Below are 18,264 nucleotides of genomic sequence, written 5' to 3'. Positions count from 1 at the left end.
CCAGCACGTTCTACCACCTCCCTGAATTGGAGAAGTGCCACGGAACTCTGGACGACCTCATAACAATGATCCTCGGTCGAGAAGTGACCGTAGCCGCTGAGTAACCCAATTCATCCGACGTAAATCCGCTGTGCATGCGGCCACGGATTAATCCTTCAGCGTCCGCCTTCCTTGATGTTGGTTCGACGGTTCGTGATTCTGAAGCGGGTGATGCGCTGGATCATGACGGGATACAAGTGCAGGATCACCCCGATCAACAGAATCTGTGCAGCACCTCCAGGGTGTGATGTCGCCACGGCCATGATGGCCAGTACTGCGGTAGCGGAGAAGCCGAGAATGTGACCGGTTTCGGACTGCTCGGTCCCTCGAAGGAAGCGGGCTGTTCCTGACGCTCCTTGCTCTGTCCGACGCATCTGCATAATGATCCTGTTCCAGCCGACGACGCCGAGCAAGCGCCGGAATGCCTCCGCTCCCAGCAGGGTGTAAATCCGTGGCTCGAATGGTCTGACCCGGTAGCGCTGGCGGGCAACGTCCACCAGTACCGGACCAGTCAGGAGCGCCATGAAGAGTAAGGCGCCCTGGACAACAAACGCGTAGACGAGGTGATCGGGTCCGATGGCGAACCAGCCGGCGACTGCAAGTCCGAGACCCGCCACCAGACCCATCGTGGACGAGCCCAGTTGTCCATGAGGCAGTGCCATCACGTCACCCGGATTCCTTGTGTGGCACCGGCTAGCGGCTGCAGTAGAACGGAAGCTGTCATGGCCCCGAGTCTAGCCAGAGCGGAGACTTTCTCTTGGTTGTCCCCCGATCGCCGGAGAATGGCAAGACCAGAAGATGCTGCGGTTAGGCTGTGCATATGACTGCTTGGAGCCGCCGCCTGTTCGCTGCCTCGATCGTTTTCGGTGTGGGCGCGGTGCTGCTGGCTGAACAGCTGCCGGAATGGTGGGGGCCGGCGTCGCTCCTTTGCATGGTCCTGGCTGCAGCTGGGTTCCTAACCTGCTCCGTTCTTGAGTACCGCCGCGGCCGCTCGGCAGAAGGCAGTTTGGGGTAGCGGCTTCACTCCAGGGTGCGGCGCCATCACTGGGTCCCTGCTCGACGACCGGGCGTGCGTACACTCGTTACGTATCAGGTTCAATCCGCCTCTGGACGCATCCGTTCAGGCCTGACAAGGAGGTCTTCAACGTGCGGGACAAGCGATGACGCTCTCCGGAGCGCGGCTGCAGCAGATTGCCCGCGACACAGCGGCATCGCTTAACGATGTGAGCCGCGGCCGTCCGTTCACCCCGCATCTGGACGTGTGGAAAGTGCGCGGCAAGGTCTTTCTCATCGTCACCGAGGACGACCCTGATCTGCAGATCATCACTGTGAAGATCGACCCGCCTTACGGTGACGCACTCCGCCGCGACCACGCGACGATCGTCCCCGGGCATTACCTCGACAAGCAGCACTGGATCTCCATTGGCCCCGGGGCCGGGATCACGCCGGAGCTGATCGAGGACCTCATCTACACCTCCTACGACCTCGCAGGTGGCCTGAAACCGGAGCGCTCGTGAACGACACACCATCCCTGTTCGAGGCCGACGACGCCTCCCGGCCCCTGGCCGACCGGCTTCGGCCCCGCACCCTGCGCGACGTCGTGGGGCAGGACCATCTGCTCGCACCGGATGCTCCGATCGGCCGTATGGTCGATGCGCACCGGCTCGTGTCCATGGTGTTGTGGGGTCCCCCGGGGTGCGGGAAGACCACGATCGCCAGGCTCCTCGCCGAGCAGACGGATCTGGCGTTCGAACCGCTCTCCGCCACCTTCTCCGGCGTCGCTGACCTCCGAAAGGTGTTCTCCGCGGCGCAGCGCCGGCGTGAGGTCGGCCAGGGCACGATGCTGTTTGTCGATGAGATTCACCGGTTCAACCGTGCCCAGCAGGACTCGTTCCTTCCCTATGTCGAAGACGGCACCATCGTCCTCGTCGGCGCGACGACGGAAAACCCGAGCTTTGAGCTCAACGGGGCACTCCTTTCCCGAACCCAGGTCTTCGTGTTGAAACGCCTCGACGACGCCGCGCTGGAGACCCTCATCGACCGGGCAGAGGATCTCCTCGGCGCGCCCCTGCCGCTGACAGATGATGCCCGGCAGGCGCTGGTTGCGATGGCGGACGGTGACGGCCGCTATCTGCTGAACATGATCGAACAGATCCATGCCCTTCCTGCACCCGTGGACACGGCGGCGCTTGCTGCGGCGGTGCAGAAACGGGCACCGCTATATGACAAGGGGCAGGAAGGTCATTACAACCTGATCTCCGCCCTGCACAAGGCCATGCGGGGTTCGGACCCGGACGCGGCGCTGTACTGGTTGGCGCGGATGCTCGACGGCGGTGAGGACCCCCTGTTCATTGCCCGCCGCATCACCCGGTTCGCGAACGAAGATGTTGGCATGGCCGACCCGCAGGCCGTGCAACAGGCCCTCGCAGCCTGGGACGTGTATGAACGCCTCGGCTCGCCCGAAGGCGAACTCGCCATCGCGCAGGCCGTCGTCTACCTCGCCACCGCACCGAAGTCCATCGGCGTGTACCGCGGGTTCAGCAAGGCGCGTGCTGCGGCGAAACGAACCGGGTCATTGACGCCGCCGGCGCACATCCTGAATGCCCCGACACGGCTGATGAAAGACCTCGGCTACGGCGACGGCTACCAGTACGACCCCGACACGGAGACCGGATTCTCCGGTGCGAACTATTTCCCCGACGGCATGCCAAGGGAAACCTTCTACCAACCCACCGCGCGCGGGTACGAGCGGGCCATTGCCGAACGGCTGGCCCACTGGGCGAAGCTCCGAGCAGCGGCACCCGGATCCTCTGAAGCAGATCCACCCGGGACCGCGTCGAACGGGCCAGTCACCTGACTACCTATGGCCATGACCCCAGCCTGGATTCTGGATCGACTCAGGAAGTCGTCATCCGAGTCCTCAGTTGATCGCTGAACTAAGCCCTGTGCGGTTCAGCCTCGCCCGGTCAGGGACACCATCCGGCGGGTCTACTGGCGGGCGCCCCCGGAATCCTTGGAATCCGCCACCTGGTCCAGGACCAGGGAGCTCGCGGCAGTGACGACCGCCATCACCAGGCGCGGCCGTGCCACCCCGCGCCGGACCAACCACGTTTCGATCCGCTTGTCCAGCACCAGGCTCAGTGCCAGGAACCCGCTCACGGCGACGCCCACCGTCGCCGCCAGTGAGGTCAAGGTCCAAGCCGGAACCCGCGCCGCGCCTACATCTGCGCGCACATAGGAAGGGACAGGTGCGGTGCTGCCGTCGTCGTCGTCGTTGGAGCCGGCAACGGCCGGGGTGACGAGGTCGACTCTCCCGGCGGCAGCCAGCTTCCGCCCTTTCTTGACGCCCCTCCGCAGGGCAGCGGCTGCGATGATGCCAAGGGCGGCGCCGGGGGCGAGGACGTAGGCGCGGCGCATCCCCGGGGAGAAGTCAGCCGGGCTTTTCAGGGTGAGCACACCCGAGAAAGCGGCAAGTGTGAGCGACAGCGGTAGATTCTTCATGGCCTACACGCTACAGGCCGCCCGCAAACCTTGGTTTCGGGCCGGGATATCAACTGTGCTCGTCCGGACGCAGAGGATCGGGCTTAGTTCCGTTCTAGGCCTCGCGTTCGGCGTCGAGCAGGGCTTGGGCGCGCCAGGCAACATCGGTATCGCGCACCGAGAGCACCGAGACCAGGTATTCGAACCTGCGGATCTGATCCGTGTAATCCGGACCGAGGCGCTGAGCCAACGGGCGGGACGCGAGTTCCTCGGCCATCCGCCAAGCCACGGCCAACGCACTTTCGAAAAGCCGTTGGTCACTATCGGCCGCCAGCGGTGCCGACCCGCGATCGAACATTAACACCGCGTTGAGCCGCGAATCGTCCAGCCCCATGGTCAATGCCTCCAGATCCTTGCGGACGGTGCGCAACCTGGCAGCGTCCTTGCCGAAGCGGCCCAGACGCATGGACATGCTGCCGGCGTAGCGCAGCACCTGGTAACCGATGAACAGGACAATCCCCATGATCGGGAACAGGAGCAGCAACAGGGGGTCCGAGTCACGAATCTGCCACGTGTAGCCGTTCCACTGCTGGGCTTTGGAGATTTGCTCCAGAGATTCGGACACCGCTTCCTCGGGCTTACTAATGAAGAATTCGCTGGTATCCCAGTTGAATCGGCCCATCCGGCGGGCATCTGCGTAATAGACCTCCGAAGTCAACCACGCTGGCACCGTCGTGTACCCGTTATCGAAGAAATATACGGGCAGCACCGCTTGCCCGGGGAGCAGTTCTCCGGTGCTCTCGTCAACCAAGTGGGGGTATTGGGCCTTGAGCTTCCACATGGTTTCCAGCAGATGGTTGGCGTCGACGCGCGAGCTCGCCATGGGATCCTCAGGGTCGTACTTCCGGGCATTCACCGCATAATCCATACTGAGCAGCAGGTCGTCCTCCGCGTCTCCCGCAACCACCGTCACTTCCAGGTCTTCCATGAAATTGTCTTCTACGTCGCGGCGGATCTTTTCCACATCAAACCCGCCGGCGTCCGGCTCAAAGCGCAACGCCTCCAAAGGCCTGGATCCGGTCGGCAAGGTTCCGGAAGCATCATCGATACTGAACATGGCCGTCAAACTCAGGAGGAGCGCAACGAACCCCGCAACGAGCCCGGCCAGCACCTTGACACCCAGGCCGATGCCCTTGCGGAGCTTGGGATTCGCCGGGAGCCTGCGCCGTGTCTGTGCCTCTTCCTGAGCATCATCGAATTCAGGTAGCCTGCCGAAAACTTCGCGGGCCATGGCGTTTGCTGCATCCAGCGCATCCAGGGAACGGCGGGACCCCTGGGGGGCCAGGCCGAGGCTCGTGCGCAACACGCTCAGGTCTTCGGTGGGCCGCGGGACCACGACGGGACGCGCCGGCATGCGGCGCAGCCTGCGCCGGGGCAGCATATGGCGCAACATTCGGGAGAGGGTCTGCGCTTGGCGTTTGAGTCCGCGCTCCGCCCGTTCCCAGGTATGCACAGCCGGCTCGGTGCCGCCCGCCGTGCCGGCACCGGCCTCAAGCAGTGAGTCCAGCGCAGATTCGAGGCTGGTGATCATTTGGGGCTCGACGGCGCTGGCCGGGGCGGCGCGCAGGCGCGTCAACAGTTCCCTGGCGGCGAATGCCAGCGGTGCGCCCAGTCGCTGAAAAGTAGTTTCACCACTGCCGAAATCTCCAATGACGGTGCCGGCCCCCATCACAGCGTCGGCTGCTGCCACCAAGTCCGAGACCTGGGTTTCGAACTTTTCCACCTTTTTGGCGGTCCGCGCTGTCATGCCGCTGCTGCGCCCGCGCACAGCCGCAACAACTTCTTTCTCGGTGCGGGCCAAGTCTAAAGACGCATCGCGCACCTTGGTCCACGCTTCGGTGAACCCCGGCGGGCGTTGTTCCGGATCGACGGCACGGTAGGTGACTTCCAGAGCTTCAAGATCCAGGACCACCCCGGCTAGACGACGTTGAGCGGCGGTAAGCCGACGGAAGCGGGCTTCCCACAGGGAGCGGCGCTTCAGAGCCTTTGACATGGCGAACGCCGTCAGCAGCAGACCCAGAACGGTACCCAGGAGCCATGGCCAGAATGATTGGTCAGACCGGTCGGAGAGTTCCAGGGAGGCTTCCTGCGCCGCGGCCACCACGGCCAGCGGCCCGTGGCCCAGCCCTACGTTGGTCTGGTAGGCATCGTGGATGTCCTGGCCTGCGACAAGGTTTTGGTCCGGGTCATCGAAGACCGGACGGATTCCCACCTTGCCGACGGCCTGTATCTGCCTGACCGTGTCGTAGGGGGCACGTTCCTTGTTGGGTTCCGGGAGCCGGGTGCTCAGCAGGATATCGGTGCCCGGTTCAAGGTTCCCCTGCTGTTCCTCAAGGCTCAGTGTCCGGTCGGTGACCACGAGGGTGAGCGGCCGCCAGGAAGCAACCGGTTCATCAAGCGCCGCTTCGACCGTTTCCTGAGAGATATTCCAGGGTTGCTGGCCTTCAACAATGATCTTGACCTCGGAGGCCGGTTGCAGCGTGGTCACCACGAGTCCGGTGATTCCAATAAGGAGGGAGGTAATTCCGAGAAAAACAGGGATCCAAGGCAAGCCGAAGTCCGGCCTGTTACGGGGTCGGACCAGCTGATTGCTTTTGCGGCTCATTGACTCAATCCGGGTACTTGGGAGCGAACCTGCCAATCCTAACGACAATTCTGTATTTGCCCGGACCGGGATTACCATGCCAGCTCTTTTTGGAAATCTCAGTACCTGTGCCATATTTTCGTTTCAATGCTCGACCGCTCCGGTGAGGGGAAGCTGCAGAAACACAATTGTGTTCAGTGCCGGTTTTGAAGGGCAGCTGAAGAATTGCATTTCAACGGATTGAATGCCCGGGTGCCGCTCGGAAGCTACGATGCTACAACTGCCGTCGGGAGCTATCTGAGGCGGACGACCCGGACTCCTACCCCCTTAGGCAGAAATACGCCATCCCGAGTACGCCTCGGTAGCCCTCTTCATATGCAGCGCGTTGTTCCTCATATTGCCGACGGACCTGCCCAGCGGCGGGATGGTGGGCATCATGTGCTTCCAGCCAACGGGTGAACCTGTCGCGATATCCGGCCTCGAAGACGTCCCACTCCTGAACGCTGGCGTGGTCGGCATCCACCACCTCGAAACCAGCGCCGCTGATCTGCTCGCGTAACGCATCAGCTGTCAGGTACTCGTCATCACGTCCCGCCAGAGGGGCCGTAGCAGCCGGATGAGGTGGGGCTGACCATATCGCCTCGCCGTAGACGAGTCGGCCGCCGGGGAGCACCAGAGCTCGAAGGGCACGCAGGGCTGCGGCGTAGTCGAGCGGCTGCGCGTCCTCTACCGGCGGCCCCCAGATCTGGCTCGCGCCGACACAGATGACAGCGTCTGCGGGGCGATCCTGAGCTTCTACCCCGGGCATCAAATCAAACGTCACCCTGTTGAGCAGCCCACGAGTCAATGCCTGTTGCCTCGCCCGTTCGATGGATGCCGAAGCACTGTCCACTCCTCGTCCCCGTGCCTGCGGGGCGGACGTCAAAACCCGAAGCAGCAGTTCACCCCATCCGCACCCCATGTCCAGAACCTCAGCCGGCGCCGGGTCGGACAAGAACGCTACAAGGTGTGCGGCACGTTCCTCGGAAAGCGGGGTGAGCCAGGTCAGGGACTCATACAGGGGCGGCAGTTGGAGCGTAGTGTCGTCGATCACTCAGTGATGTTCTCACGATTCATAGAAGCGACCGCTTGGAATATCCGCTTGTCCGGCATGGATCCTCCAGCGAGACGCAGGCCTGCGAACGGCTCATACGCTCAGTGTTTCCGCTTTGGTAAGGACCCAGGAGATTGGTTCTGCGGCAGCGGATGCATGGAGTCGATGACACGGGCGGGCATCATCGTCACCTGCGCAGTGAGGTCGACAGGAGTAAAAGCAGGATCAATGCAGGACTTCCAGAACTCGATATGTTTGGCATCAAGCCAGTGCGAAGACTCATAAAGGTCAGTACCGCCCTCGCCCCGCACGCTGTACCAATAGAGATAGTCGATGCCGTCGAGAGTCTCCGAGAAGATCGTTTCCACGTACATTTGCTCTGGCTCGAGGGTCTCCTGCACAGCCTCCATATGCGACCGCAAGAACTCCATCCATTCAGCTACCTCTTCCTGTTTCCCAGCCTGAACACGGAATCTAGTTAGCTCAACACGCATGACCCAAACCTTTCACGGCACCTTAACTTTTCTCGGCCATATTTACCGCTTGATCCTACTGGTCACGGCCCCGGTCCTGCCCGTAAGCCGGTCTCTCGGTGGTTATCTAGAACGACTACTTTCGAGCGATCTCGGAAACATGCAAGGTCGGCTGCGTGGACCCTGCGGCGGGCACAACGTAGTGTGCGGACAGCAAGGTCAGAGCGGCAGGCCTCGTCGGGAGGAAATCGTGATCAAGCGGGGGAAACGTCGTTTCAACTGGCTACTTGCTGCCATTGCAGCGTCGATTGCAGGCGTTGTGGCGATGTTCTGGCGGTCGGGAACCTGTACTGACTTTGTTGCCGTGGCGGGTGAATGCAGTCTTGGGCCGTCGCCGTCCACCATCATCTTGGTGGTACTCCTTTGGGGCTTGGCGGTGTGGCTTCTCTACGTCTGGTGGAGCGACGATCGGCGAGCATGAGGCCGGGCAATGGGCGTGCCGAGACGAGCCTGACCGACGCCGACCGGGCCTATAGCATTCAGGCCTGCTCGGCTACGTCAAACTCGTTGCCCTGAGGGTCAGCGAGCGTGACCCACCGAAAGCTTTTCTCGCCCCGGCGCTCGACGAGGGTCGCCCCGGCAGTGAGCAAGCGATCGACCTCGGCGTCGAGGTCGGGAGCAGCCAGATCGAGATGGATGCTGTTCTTTGCGACGGACTGGTCGTCAACCTTCTGGAAAGCCAGCATCACCGGCAGCCCACCGCCCTCGAGGACCACGAACCAACCCCCGTTGGTCTGGGTGATCTCCGCATTGGTCTGCTCGGCCCACCAGCGAGCGAGCGGTTCGGCGTCTGTGGTGTTGATCGTGACCATGCCTAATTTGAGTGTCATGACGTCATCCTATTGGCGCCAGGATTCAAAGGGAACGAAACAGTGTGAGAGCAAGAGCACGTCCATGCGTTCCGATAGAGGAAGCCATCTCGCTGAGCAGCTTTTGAGACGTCTATCCCCAATGTGAGACGGAGCCGTAACGCGGGCGAGCCAATCTCTTATCAGTGCTGCAGTAAGATCCGGGCGCTTGAGATGGGCGTTGTGGCCGGCGGCATCAAGGATCGCGTACGTCCCCGGGCGTAGTGGTCTCGGAGTTTCCACCCGTCCTCGTATCCGGTGACATGGTCCTGCCGACCGCAGAGGTGCACGTCGAGCTACCTAGTACGCGGTGTCGGTATTCAGCACTGCGACTTGAGGCCGGCCCGAACGAGATAGCCATGCGGCACGACGTCCAACTGATTATGCCGCCGCGGATGTGGCGGAGCGATGGCCAGCAGGAAAACAAACTCATCACATGGTGAGGAGAGCATCAGTTGGATCTGCTGATGGATACAGCTCACAAATGCACAGGTTCTAGCAGCTGGATTCGGGGGCTCACTTGGCGTCATGCTCTCGCAAGAAACGGTTTACCAGCCGGTCTCTGATTGCAGCGACTATGGCCCGCTGACCGCATCCCGTCTGGAAGGATACTGAACATGAACCCAACAGAATCCCCTGCAGGCTCACCATCCCGAGAGCGAACTCCGCGCTTCGGAACACCAACCGGGAAAATGAAATGAACAATTCACCGTCAGCCGGGCACGCTGGTCGGCATCATCCAACGGGCAAGCCTCCGGTGCTGGGACGGGGGAAGGTCTGGTTTCTCCGGACGGTGATCCTCGGTGTCGTTTTTCTGGGCCTGCTGCTCGTTGCTGGTCCCCTCACGATCGCCGCCTGGGACAGCAGTGACAGTCATCGGGCATTGATTGCATGCACCGTCACCGAGGCGGATGGAAGATATGAACATGGAAGTTCAAAGACCCCGTCATTTTGGGGAGTGACCATCAAAACCTCAGACTGTAGCCAGCTGCTGTTGATCAGAGGCGTTGATGAGTCCAACAACGAAGCCTTGGAATCAGAGCTGACACCGGGTTCACGGTTTAATTTCGAAATCGGAGAGGGCGCCCAAAGCCTGCGCTGGCTCACGGTTCGCATTGGCATGACCACTGAAGTCTTCTCTTTCGAGGAAATAGACTGACCTCAGTCTCTGCGGGCCTATTCAAGGCCCGCTGATAGCGCGAGCCAGCCTGCGACGTCGCGCGCGCAGTCTTCAGTCGAGCGATTTGTGGTGCTGACCTCAAAGTCGTAGATCACTCCGTTGTGCACGCTCAGAGCCTGTGCCCGTCCCATTCCTTCCGCCCGATCGGGCCGTTGTGCTTCTCGGGACGCGGCAACCTCAGGAGCACAGCGCACTCCCACCCACACCATGCTCACGCCGGCAAACGTCGACTGTATACGCTCCTGTCCGGTTCCGCCGGAGAGCATTACCTCATCAAGAATCAAGTGCGCCCCCGCCCTGGCCATACTGCTCAGCCCCGTGTACCAACTGAGCTCCAGAGCACGGTGCGCAGCACTAAAGGTGATCGTGCCGTCGTGTACGTAAGTAATTCCCGCCCGTGGACTATCACCACGGTTGGGAAGTGCCTCAATAAACGTGTCAACACCGAATGTCAGCCACAGGCCTGGAAGCATTTCCTGAAGAGCTCGACTGATTGACGACTTTCCAGAGCTCGAGCCTCCGTTCAGCACGATTACCTGCGGATTCAGTTCGGAGTACATTCCTTGAGCGTAACCGAGAATAAGAGGCACGGTTTTTATCCGTAAGCGGATCCGTCGAGGGAACTCCGTCTCGGGACTTACTGCGGGTCCACCCTTGTTACATCATCAGACTTGCCGGGCGGAGGTGGTGGATTGCGGACCATGTTCGCACCAAGATTCGCCATGTAACTGACAAAAATAGCTCCAGGAATGCCAAGAACCAGTAGTGAGTACTCGGTTGGTACGAGGAAGCGCAGCACGAAAAATACAGCGAGGCAGATTCCGAATAAGAGAAGGATCCTGGTCGGCGCTTTCCAGTTCTTCATACGCGGAGTTCCGTTCGTAAAGTAACTAGCTTTTGCTTTCAGTGTGCCTGCCTACCGTCGGCAAGCCCAAGCTGGCGTACCCGGGATGATGGGATCGGCCATGCGCATTGAGGGTCCCCCACCGCCACATCGTGTTCGGTTGGACAGCCAAAGACGGAGCTGCACTGACCTCATCGATGGCGCAACAAAGTACTAGCGGGGACGTGTGTTTGGACTCTCGTCAGGTTTATCTCGAATTATTCGAATCCAGGGCTCGCCCGCCTTCCGCTCTGTTCTTCTGTTCCGGTTGCTCCAAAGTACGAACGCAATTATCAGAAGAACTAAGACAAGCGGAATCAAGATGGCGAGGAAATCAACTGCATCATTATTCATGTCGGCGCCTTCGCAGGACAACGCAAGCATTCATACCTGAGATCGTACTCCGCCCGCTGAGGATTCCTGGTAAAGGATCCTTCATCGCTCGATGCTGAAAGCAATTGAGTCTGCGTTTACTAAGACTAAGCTCGAGATCGAAAGCCTCAACTGTGAGGCTTCACCATAAGTTGGAGATGACATGAATGAACGAGCCCATCCGACGGTACGTCGTGGCACTATTTGGTGGACGCTGCAAGCCATGGCTTACAGCGGGCTCACTGTCGCCTTGGTGTTTCTCGCCTTCTGGAAACCCTCGAATCAAGCAACTGTCGTAGCCGTTGTAGCAATTATTCTCGGGCCCCTTCTGGCCTTTATGGCGATCCGACAGATCAGAAGCCTTCGCTATGAGTATCGCTACTCCAACGACGATGCGGAGCAAGTTGAGTAAGCAACGCTTTCCCTAGAGCGATACGACTGCTGACACCCGTCGTCGTCCCAGTCAGGCAGCGTTCAGCGGGCAGTCGGGATGGGTTCCGTTTCTGGCCGTGGGTCGGTCTGGAGTCGGGCGTGGGTCTCGACGTCGAATCGCTCAGTTCCGTACTGCAGCTTCTGTCGCTCAAGTCCTTCGATGATGAACCCGGCCCGGGTAGCTACTGTGCAGGATGCCCGATTATTGACGCGATGTCCTAGCTCAAGACGGAAGAGACCGTCCTCAAAGGCTTTGTCTGCGACGGTCGCAAGTGCGCGGGAGGCATACCCGTTTCCTCGAGCTGCGGAGGCAAGCCAGTAGAACACCCAGGCAGTCCTATGGCATCGGTCGATCGCTGAGAGGCCGACGTTGCCTACCGCAACGCCGTCAACGCTGATCGCCCAATTGCAGAATGATTCACTGAAGGGAAGCTGCTCACTGATGTGATGACGCGCGAGTTCGAGCGTGGAGAGGTTTGCACCCCCGAACTGCACGTGGAGATCTGTATCTTCCTGGTACACGGTGCAAAGGGTGGGAGCATCTCCGAGTATCCAGGGCCGTAATTCAATAGTCACTTTATAAATACCAATACGTCTGATATTTTGCCGCGAGATAGAAAAGTAAAAAATCCTTAATCGGGTTGGCCTTCCTGCCGATCCTCCCCTAGTTGGAATAATTCCGAAATAAACGGAAGGTTCTACTAGTAGGAATTCAGATGGAGTTGATGTGCCGAAACGGCCGGTCGGGAAAAAGTTAGTCGCAGAAGCGGACAGTACCTCACTGTTGATGGGCTTGACAATCGTGGGGGGCTTATCAATGGGACTTGTGTCATGCAGCGGCGCCAACATCGACGAGGCTGACGATGCACCAACTCCCGCTATCGCTCAGTCAGCAGCAGACTCTGAATCCAACCCTTCTGAGTCCAACATTCTTATTACTGACCCCGTTGAATATTACGAGGAATACCCCGACAGAACACCGGCCGTCGTTCGGGCCTCTGAACTTGTCGGTCAGTATTCAGGAATAGGTACACAAGATTTCGCTGAGTTAGCTACATCCGTGTACAGCAACATAACCATATTTGTGACGTGCGCAAATGACGCACCTTACGAAGTTCGAGCAGGAACAGAAACCGATGCTGAGCAGTACTCGTACGGTAGCGATACCTGCGGCCCGGGCTTTTTCAATCATGGAACCATTCCGTTCAACAACGGCCCAATCGTGAGCTTACGCGTTGAAGTCCCTGAAGATACCGAATACACCCTCACTGTTTACGGCGAGCTTGCCTAGACTCCACGCCACTTCCAGGCCATACGAGGGCTCTGAAATGTCGCAAGTATTCCGTACAGTCCTCACCTCGTCGCTAGCTGCCGGCGCACTGCTCATCGCACCCGGGGTGCCGGCTTTGGCCGCCCCCACCACGCCGTGAGATGCCGCCAACGCTTCGCGTCAGACCACCGCCAGCGTGGATGCAGGTGTCGTCTTCGCAAAGGTGGGAGGATCAGTCGCTGCGACGGCTGGTGCTTCCACCTCAGTTTCTACCGCCCCGGGTGGGTCGTGGACAGTTCCAGCCGGGAGCAGCGGGGTTGGCTGGAGATTGGTAGCTCTGCCTTCCCCGGTTGGGCTCATGGGACCACGACCACGAGCGATGTCTCGGTCGGGAGTTCTAATTCGAGGTCAGAGATGAACGGTTTCGCCGACGAGGAGGCGTCTGATATCAAGTCCGGCACGTCGGGCTTCGATATCGAGGACGGAGTCCAATACTTGCAGCCCCCAATGGTTGAGCAACCCGTCATGAATTGCATACACATGATCCCGTTGCCGTGTACGGATGTACTCGACCAGGGCAGGAACTGTCAGCCAGGGAGCTTGCCCGGGAGCCAGAAGGACGGGTGCGGGAACATCCGTCAGCGCGTCTCCGGGGTGCAGAACTGTGTCATTGATGAGGAACCCGATGTTGTTCACAGGGCTAGCGTCAGGGTGGCTGTAAGCATGCAATGATCCAACGGCTGCTATCTCAAAGTCACCGATGGAGACCGTTTGGCCGTCCTCCATCACTTCCACATGCTCTCGAACGCGCTTGGATGCCTCTAGCTTCTGGGCAACGCCTGCACATGTAACAATCCGCAAATCTGACCTGGCCGCTACAGCGGCTTCAAGGATGCCTTGATCGAGGTGGTCGAAATGCTCATGAGTAATTAGTACTGCCTCGGCGCCATGGCAGGCTTCGGGCTCCGGGGTCAAAGCACCCGGATCGATCACGATCGTAGTTGCGCCCTCTGTGAGCTGAACACAAGCATGACCGTACTTCGTTAGATCCATACCAGAACCCCTTCCAGTTGCGGTGTCTTCGAGTAATTCACCCATTCGCTCTGACAATAGATCACCCCTGGGCCTGGTCTCCCTGCACCCTGCACCCTGCACCCTGGTGGATCCTTCACCGCGATACCTCCCGCAGGGAGGAGTGCAGTGCCGACCAACGTCCCAGGTCTTGGACGTTCCGGCGTTACCGGTTCAGAGCCTGGGCGGGCGGAATGCGTGTTGCAGTGAGAGCAGGCCAGAACCCTGCCAAGGCCCCCGCTAAAGCCCCGGCTGCTACGGCAGCCACAGCCAGTCGCAGATCCAGGATCGGCTGCCACCGGTTGGACAAACTCACAGCAACGGTGACGAGGATGCCGACCCCCGCCCCGGCAGCCCCGCCCAGCAGGCCAAGAGCGGTTGTCTCACCAAGGAGTTGAGCGAATATGTCCCTGCGCCGTGCGCCGAGTGCCTGCCGGAGCCCAATCTCCCCAGTCCGCTGGGCAATGCCAGCCATTGCCGCATTTCCAATGGACACCGCTCCGACCACCAAAGCAATGACGCTCACCAGCAGGCTCAGCTGGGTGACCCCGCCCTCAACCTCCTGGCGCAGGGTTTTTGGATCCGGCGGTGCTACAACCGCCAGTGTTTCCGGTGCATTTGGCTGCAGAGCCAAAGCAATCTGCGCCCCCACCTGGGCGGCCGCTCCCGGAAGGGTCGCGACCACTGCCTGAGGCCGCTGCGCTCCCTCGACTGCGAGTTCCGGTGCCAAAGACAGAGGGACCAGAGCTGCCGCCAAAGCGTCGGGGCCGCGAGCCACGTCATCATAAATCCCCGTCACGGTGTACGCTCGTCCGCCCACGTATACAGCAACGCCGGTGCGGGCTACCCGAAGCCTCTCGGCTGTGCCGGCCGCCAGCATAATGACGTGGTCACCGCGCTGCTGATGGCTTGCATCGAAACTGCGTCCCAGGACGACGCGCGGATCCATGGCCGCCAGTGCGCCGTCATCCAGGGCGATAAGCGGAACGGGCTCAGCAGTGTCGAAAGTGTTGGGTCCCCGGGCAATGGTGTGTCCGTCAATGCCAAGGCGCACACCGGCCGCGGTAACGCCGCTGAGCATTCTGGCATGGTCCAGCCGTTGTGGTTCGGCCCATTCCGGCAGGAAGGAGTCAGTCTCGAGGCCAGCGCGCTGGCCGTTGCCGGCTTCCACCGTCACGGTGGTGGCTCGGCGGAGGTCAAAAGTGGCCGACACCTGCTGGTTGATAGTTCCGGAGATGCCCAGCGTCGCGACGAACGCCGCCGCGCTGAGCAGGGTTCCCACTGCGGTGAGCATGGACCGCCAAGGCGTTCGTGCAATGGACCGCCAGGCTTCAGTGAGCAGGTCGGCGGTGCGAAGCCGGGTTGCCGGCAAGGCCTTGTTTCTGGATCCGGTCATTGGTCCAGCTCGCTGACAACACCGTCATGCACGTCCAGCCTCCGTGGGGCCTGCCTAGCCAGAAAATCGTCATGGGTGACCGTCAGGATGGTCAGACCGGAGGCGTTAAGTTCCTCAAGCAGATCGCAGATCACCCCGGTGTTACGACTGTCCAGGTTGCCGGTCGGTTCGTCACAAAACAGCACGCTGGGCTGCTTGGCGACGGCACGGGCGATGGCCACCCGTTGGCGTTCCCCGCCGGAGAGTTCCCGGGGATCTGCATGCATGCGCCGGTCAAGTCCGAAGCGGTGCAGTGCCTGCGCCGCGAGGTCCCGCCGCTCGGCCCGGCTGTGCCCGGTGAAGAACATGCCCAGCTCCACGTTCTCCAAGGCGCTGCGGCCGTCGAGCAGATGGAAGGATTGGAAGACGAAACCGAACTTGTGCCCGCGCAGGGAAAGAATGTCGGGGTTGGCCGCCGTCGTGGTTTCGATCCCTTCCACCCGGTAGGAACCGGTACTGGGGGAATCCAGCAATCCCAGCAGATTCAGCAACGTGGACTTTCCCGAGCCGGACGGTCCCACGAGGGCCAGATAGTCGCCGCGGTAGACAGTGAAGCTGGCGGCACGGAGGGCGGTGACCGCGGCGGGGCCGTTCCCAAAGGTCTTTGAGGCGTCCCGGACTTCCAGCACCGGTTGCTCAGCAACCAGGTCACTGCTCATGGGTCATACCCACCACGACGATGCTGCCCACAGGCAGGGATTCAGCGTTTTCGGCAGCAATTGCGACCCAGCCCCCGATATCGCGGCCGGGAGTCACTGTCACATCCAGGGAATCCGTACCGGCCTGCGGGTCTGCAGCGACGGTGACAAATGAGGTTCCGTCGCTGCGGGCGTAAAGAGCGGTCACTGGTACTGCCACGACCGGTTCTGGATCCCCTGCCAGGGTCACGCGGATCAGCAGGGTGCTTCCCTCGGGAGTTGGGGCCGGGGCGGTGCCGCGGAAGCTGAAGACCACCTTGATCCCGTTGCCAACGCCTGGCACTTCCATCGGTTCAGTGCCGACCGAGGAAACTTCAAGGGGATGCTCGGTGTCGTCCCGTGAGTCTGTCAACACTGCCTCGTCGCCGGCGGCATAGGTCGCCGCAGTTCCGGCGTCCAAGACGGCGACGGCGATGTTCGCGCCGGCGTTCAGGCGCAACAGCGGCTGTGCGGGTTCGGCGAGATATGACCCGACGCCGGGCAGTACCTGTGTCACGGTGTGCAGTCCGGAGGGAATCAGGACAACGCTGGCAGCCGGAAGGGAAGCCCCTCCAGAGGATGGCGCCGAGGTCTCCGGATCCGCGACGACATCCGGCACTACGGTGCCCGATATCTTCGCTCCGGACCCGGACGCCGCGAGGGCGTTGTCGGTTCCGGCAACGGGCGCGGTGTAGCCGCGGTCGGTATAAAACATGCTCAGACCGCTCTGGGTGAGGGGATCCAGAACCCCGTTCAACGAGGTGGCGTAACCGAGATCGGCCAAGGTGTTCTGCAGCTGAACGACGTCCGGACCCCGGCTGCCGCCGGTAATGTTCCGGTATGGAGCGAAACTCCAGTCCATGGCAAACACCGGTTCGCCGTTGGCCTCCAACACCGTTGTCCCCGGGCTGATGCTGCTGCCGGCGGTAACCGGGACAGCTGTGATTACCGGAGAAGTTGCCGCCAGCGCGGCGGAGGGCACGACAGGGGTGCTGTCGCCGGAGCTGATGATGCCTCGCAGCACCGTCTCCTCGGTCAGTACCCGCTGTTCCACTGACGCAGTGACCGGCCGTGCCGGCGGGGGCAGGGCATCGGCGGCCGCCTGTTCGGCCGTTTTGAGCTGTGGTGCGACCAGGAAGGTTCCGCCTGCCGCTCCCAGGATCAGTGTGGCCACACACAACGCGAGGGCTACGGTGCCTCGACGGTACTTTCGGTGGGGCCGGGCCGTTCCGGGTTCAGCGGCCACTGAGATCAGCTGCCTTCCGCGCCAGCTCCTGGATTTTCGGATTGAGCTCGCTCAACTCAGCTTCGTGTTCGGCAACAATTTCTGTCTTTGCTTCGCTCAGCAGATGCTCAAATTCCTCGCGGGCACCTGTCTGCCGGGAGCACTCGTAGTACTTCACGGCCAAATCCGACTCGGCCGGTGTCGGAACGTAGGCTATCTCGGCATCGGCCGGAATGATCTCCACGCCCTGGGTCTGTTTGGGGCCGATTCGCTCCGGGTACACCACCGGCTGGCCAAGTTCGATGTCCGGCCGAATACCGAAGAGCTGGTCCTGCGCGACCGTTACCGGTTCGCCGGCATCGACGAGGCACTGGGCCACGGTGTTCTGCAACCGGACCAAGTCTTCCGAAAGGGCCGTGCCAAGCGCCCCGAATGCGTTGCCGAGCTGCCGGTACTCCAGATGGATTTGATGGGCATCCGGGCCGAGCGCATCCCACGCGGTGGCATCGCACGCCTCACTGATGGCGTCTAAGGAACTGTCATGACCGATGACCTTGGCGGGAGCCGGGCCGGCCGGTTCCTCCCGCAGCCCCCGGGTCATGGCGTCCTGTTCGCTGGCGAAAAAGGCATTGTCCGTGGTGATCTGATCTGCGTCCTGACGGGCGCGCTCCGTCGGGCTTTTCGGAACGAAGGCTTCGAACTCCCTGTACCCGTTGTCCACAAGGCAATGAAAACGCAGGACATCCTGCCCAAATTCGATGGTGTCCACCTCCTCCGCGAGGTAAATGTCATAGGCATCAGCACCAGCTTCGGCAGGGCCCACAGCCGTTTCCGCCGCGCAGCCGCCGAGCGCTGCCGCTGCAGTGAACAACGCAGCCGCGTAGAGTCCGCGGTGCCGTCGGTTGCCGGCACCGGGAACAGTTGCCATGAACCGTCCGGCATCTCGGATCACGGCTTGCAAAGATGTGGGGAGCATAGAGTTCCGGTGCATGAGGGTCCTTTGTGAGACTGGTTTTTGGGTGTCGTTCAGTGCCGGAGATGCCTGTCAGGCATGGCCGTGAAGTACTACAGGAGAAAAGAGA

General features: G+C 61.1%; 19 protein-coding genes. 6 read left to right on the top strand and 13 right to left on the bottom strand.

The window, feature by feature from the left end; genetic code table 11:
• Nucleotides 1-155: 155 nt before the first annotated feature.
• A complete protein-coding gene (locus tag CXR00_RS07930; protein ID WP_104053990.1) occupies nt 156-701 on the bottom strand; it encodes a hypothetical protein in 546 nt (181 codons plus the stop codon).
• Between the two features lie 158 nt (nt 702-859).
• On the opposite strand from CXR00_RS07930, the gene CXR00_RS07925 reads away from it, so the two are divergent.
• From CXR00_RS07925 to CXR00_RS07915, 3 genes are all read left to right on the top strand, one after another.
• Complete coding sequence (locus CXR00_RS07925; RefSeq protein ID WP_104053989.1) at nt 860-1,054, top strand: hypothetical protein; 195 nt, start codon at nt 860-862, stop codon at nt 1,052-1,054.
• A 145-nt stretch (nt 1,055-1,199) separates the two neighbouring features.
• Nucleotides 1,200-1,556: an MmcQ/YjbR family DNA-binding protein gene (locus CXR00_RS07920; protein ID WP_104053988.1), complete on the top strand. Its 357-nt coding sequence runs from the start codon at nt 1,200-1,202 to the stop codon at nt 1,554-1,556.
• Nucleotides 1,553-2,896, top strand: a complete 1,344-nt coding sequence (locus CXR00_RS07915) for a replication-associated recombination protein A (RefSeq protein WP_104053987.1) — start codon at nt 1,553-1,555, stop codon at nt 2,894-2,896. Before CXR00_RS07920 ends, CXR00_RS07915 begins: the two co-directional genes overlap by 4 nt.
• A 131-nt stretch (nt 2,897-3,027) precedes the next feature.
• On the opposite strand, the gene CXR00_RS07910 is transcribed toward CXR00_RS07915, so the two are convergent.
• The 5 genes from CXR00_RS07910 to CXR00_RS07890 form a co-directional block, all read right to left on the bottom strand.
• Entirely contained in the window at nt 3,028-3,540 is a 513-nt protein-coding gene (locus CXR00_RS07910; RefSeq protein WP_104053986.1) for a hypothetical protein, read from the bottom strand.
• A 94-nt stretch (nt 3,541-3,634) separates the two neighbouring features.
• Nucleotides 3,635-6,130, bottom strand: a complete 2,496-nt coding sequence (locus tag CXR00_RS07905; protein WP_146068464.1) for a hypothetical protein — start codon at nt 6,128-6,130, stop codon at nt 3,635-3,637.
• Between the two features lie 352 nt (nt 6,131-6,482).
• The gene (locus tag CXR00_RS07900; RefSeq protein ID WP_104053984.1) at nt 6,483-7,256 is read right to left on the bottom strand and encodes a cyclopropane-fatty-acyl-phospholipid synthase family protein; all 774 of its coding nucleotides are present in this window, start codon (nt 7,254-7,256) and stop codon (nt 6,483-6,485) included.
• Between the two features lie 101 nt (nt 7,257-7,357).
• Nucleotides 7,358-7,750, bottom strand: coding sequence for a DUF6176 family protein (locus tag CXR00_RS07895; RefSeq protein ID WP_104053983.1), 393 nt, complete (start codon nt 7,748-7,750; stop codon nt 7,358-7,360).
• Nucleotides 7,751-8,268: 518 nt separating this feature from the next.
• Complete coding sequence (locus tag CXR00_RS07890) at nt 8,269-8,619, bottom strand: VOC family protein (protein WP_104053982.1); 351 nt, start codon at nt 8,617-8,619, stop codon at nt 8,269-8,271.
• Nucleotides 8,620-9,334: 715 nt separating this feature from the next.
• Between CXR00_RS07890 and CXR00_RS07880 the strand changes: the two genes are divergently transcribed.
• Nucleotides 9,335-9,796: a hypothetical protein gene (locus CXR00_RS07880; RefSeq protein WP_104053981.1), complete on the top strand. Its 462-nt coding sequence runs from the start codon at nt 9,335-9,337 to the stop codon at nt 9,794-9,796.
• A gap of 17 nt (nt 9,797-9,813) precedes the next feature.
• On the opposite strand, the gene CXR00_RS07875 is transcribed toward CXR00_RS07880, so the two are convergent.
• Complete coding sequence (locus tag CXR00_RS07875) at nt 9,814-10,377, bottom strand: chloramphenicol phosphotransferase CPT family protein (RefSeq protein ID WP_104053980.1); 564 nt, start codon at nt 10,375-10,377, stop codon at nt 9,814-9,816.
• An 858-nt stretch (nt 10,378-11,235) separates the two neighbouring features.
• On the opposite strand from CXR00_RS07875, the gene CXR00_RS07870 reads away from it, so the two are divergent.
• The gene (locus CXR00_RS07870) at nt 11,236-11,484 is read left to right on the top strand and encodes a hypothetical protein (RefSeq protein ID WP_104096790.1); all 249 of its coding nucleotides are present in this window, start codon (nt 11,236-11,238) and stop codon (nt 11,482-11,484) included.
• A 62-nt stretch (nt 11,485-11,546) separates the two neighbouring features.
• Here CXR00_RS07870 and CXR00_RS07865 read toward each other — a convergent pair whose 3' ends face one another.
• Nucleotides 11,547-12,080, bottom strand: coding sequence for a GNAT family N-acetyltransferase (locus tag CXR00_RS07865; RefSeq protein ID WP_104161248.1), 534 nt, complete (start codon nt 12,078-12,080; stop codon nt 11,547-11,549).
• 151 nt (nt 12,081-12,231) lie between these two features.
• On the opposite strand from CXR00_RS07865, the gene CXR00_RS18025 reads away from it, so the two are divergent.
• Complete coding sequence (locus CXR00_RS18025; protein ID WP_258060327.1) at nt 12,232-12,795, top strand: hypothetical protein; 564 nt, start codon at nt 12,232-12,234, stop codon at nt 12,793-12,795.
• 387 nt (nt 12,796-13,182) lie between these two features.
• Here CXR00_RS18025 and CXR00_RS07860 read toward each other — a convergent pair whose 3' ends face one another.
• The 5 genes from CXR00_RS07860 to CXR00_RS07840 all read right to left on the bottom strand — a co-directional run bounded on the left by CXR00_RS07860 (nt 13,183) and on the right by CXR00_RS07840 (nt 18,110).
• On the bottom strand, nt 13,183-13,827 hold the full coding sequence (locus CXR00_RS07860; RefSeq protein ID WP_104053977.1) for an MBL fold metallo-hydrolase: 645 nt from the start codon (nt 13,825-13,827) through the stop codon (nt 13,183-13,185).
• A 184-nt stretch (nt 13,828-14,011) separates the two neighbouring features.
• Nucleotides 14,012-15,241: an ABC transporter permease gene (locus CXR00_RS07855; protein WP_104053976.1), complete on the bottom strand. Its 1,230-nt coding sequence runs from the start codon at nt 15,239-15,241 to the stop codon at nt 14,012-14,014.
• Entirely contained in the window at nt 15,238-15,939 is a 702-nt protein-coding gene (locus CXR00_RS07850; protein ID WP_104053975.1) for an ABC transporter ATP-binding protein, read from the bottom strand. Before CXR00_RS07850 ends, CXR00_RS07855 begins: the two co-directional genes overlap by 4 nt.
• A complete protein-coding gene (locus CXR00_RS07845) occupies nt 15,929-17,203 on the bottom strand; it encodes a peptidoglycan-binding protein (protein WP_146068462.1) in 1,275 nt (424 codons plus the stop codon). The genes CXR00_RS07850 and CXR00_RS07845 overlap by 11 nt, the downstream gene beginning before the upstream one ends.
• Complete coding sequence (locus CXR00_RS07840) at nt 17,193-18,110, bottom strand: hypothetical protein (RefSeq protein ID WP_146068461.1); 918 nt, start codon at nt 18,108-18,110, stop codon at nt 17,193-17,195. Before CXR00_RS07840 ends, CXR00_RS07845 begins: the two co-directional genes overlap by 11 nt.
• Nucleotides 18,111-18,264: the final 154 nt, after the last annotated feature.

It is taken from the genome of Arthrobacter sp. 9E16 (assembly GCF_002929435.1).
Lineage (GTDB): Bacteria > Actinomycetota > Actinomycetes > Actinomycetales > Micrococcaceae > Arthrobacter_B > Arthrobacter_B sunyaminii.
This window is presented reverse-complemented; position numbering and strand designations above follow the sequence as displayed.

Coding starts and splice junctions, on each gene's coding strand:
- CXR00_RS07930 (WP_104053990.1), bottom strand. CDS start 701: ATGGCACTGCCTCATGGACAACTGGGCTCGTCCACGATGGGTCTGGTG.
- CXR00_RS07925 (WP_104053989.1), top strand. CDS start 860: ATGACTGCTTGGAGCCGCCGCCTGTTCGCTGCCTCGATCGTTTTCGGT.
- CXR00_RS07920 (WP_104053988.1), top strand. CDS start 1,200: ATGACGCTCTCCGGAGCGCGGCTGCAGCAGATTGCCCGCGACACAGCG.
- CXR00_RS07910 (WP_104053986.1), bottom strand. CDS start 3,540: ATGAAGAATCTACCGCTGTCGCTCACACTTGCCGCTTTCTCGGGTGTG.
- CXR00_RS07895 (WP_104053983.1), bottom strand. CDS start 7,750: ATGCGTGTTGAGCTAACTAGATTCCGTGTTCAGGCTGGGAAACAGGAA.
- CXR00_RS07890 (WP_104053982.1), bottom strand. CDS start 8,619: ATGACACTCAAATTAGGCATGGTCACGATCAACACCACAGACGCCGAA.
- CXR00_RS07880 (WP_104053981.1), top strand. CDS start 9,335: ATGAACAATTCACCGTCAGCCGGGCACGCTGGTCGGCATCATCCAACG.
- CXR00_RS07875 (WP_104053980.1), bottom strand. CDS start 10,377: ATGTACTCCGAACTGAATCCGCAGGTAATCGTGCTGAACGGAGGCTCG.
- CXR00_RS07870 (WP_104096790.1), top strand. CDS start 11,236: ATGAATGAACGAGCCCATCCGACGGTACGTCGTGGCACTATTTGGTGG.
- CXR00_RS07860 (WP_104053977.1), bottom strand. CDS start 13,827: ATGGATCTAACGAAGTACGGTCATGCTTGTGTTCAGCTCACAGAGGGC.
- CXR00_RS07855 (WP_104053976.1), bottom strand. CDS start 15,241: ATGACCGGATCCAGAAACAAGGCCTTGCCGGCAACCCGGCTTCGCACC.
- CXR00_RS07850 (WP_104053975.1), bottom strand. CDS start 15,939: ATGAGCAGTGACCTGGTTGCTGAGCAACCGGTGCTGGAAGTCCGGGAC.
- CXR00_RS07840 (WP_146068461.1), bottom strand. CDS start 18,110: ATGGCAACTGTTCCCGGTGCCGGCAACCGACGGCACCGCGGACTCTAC.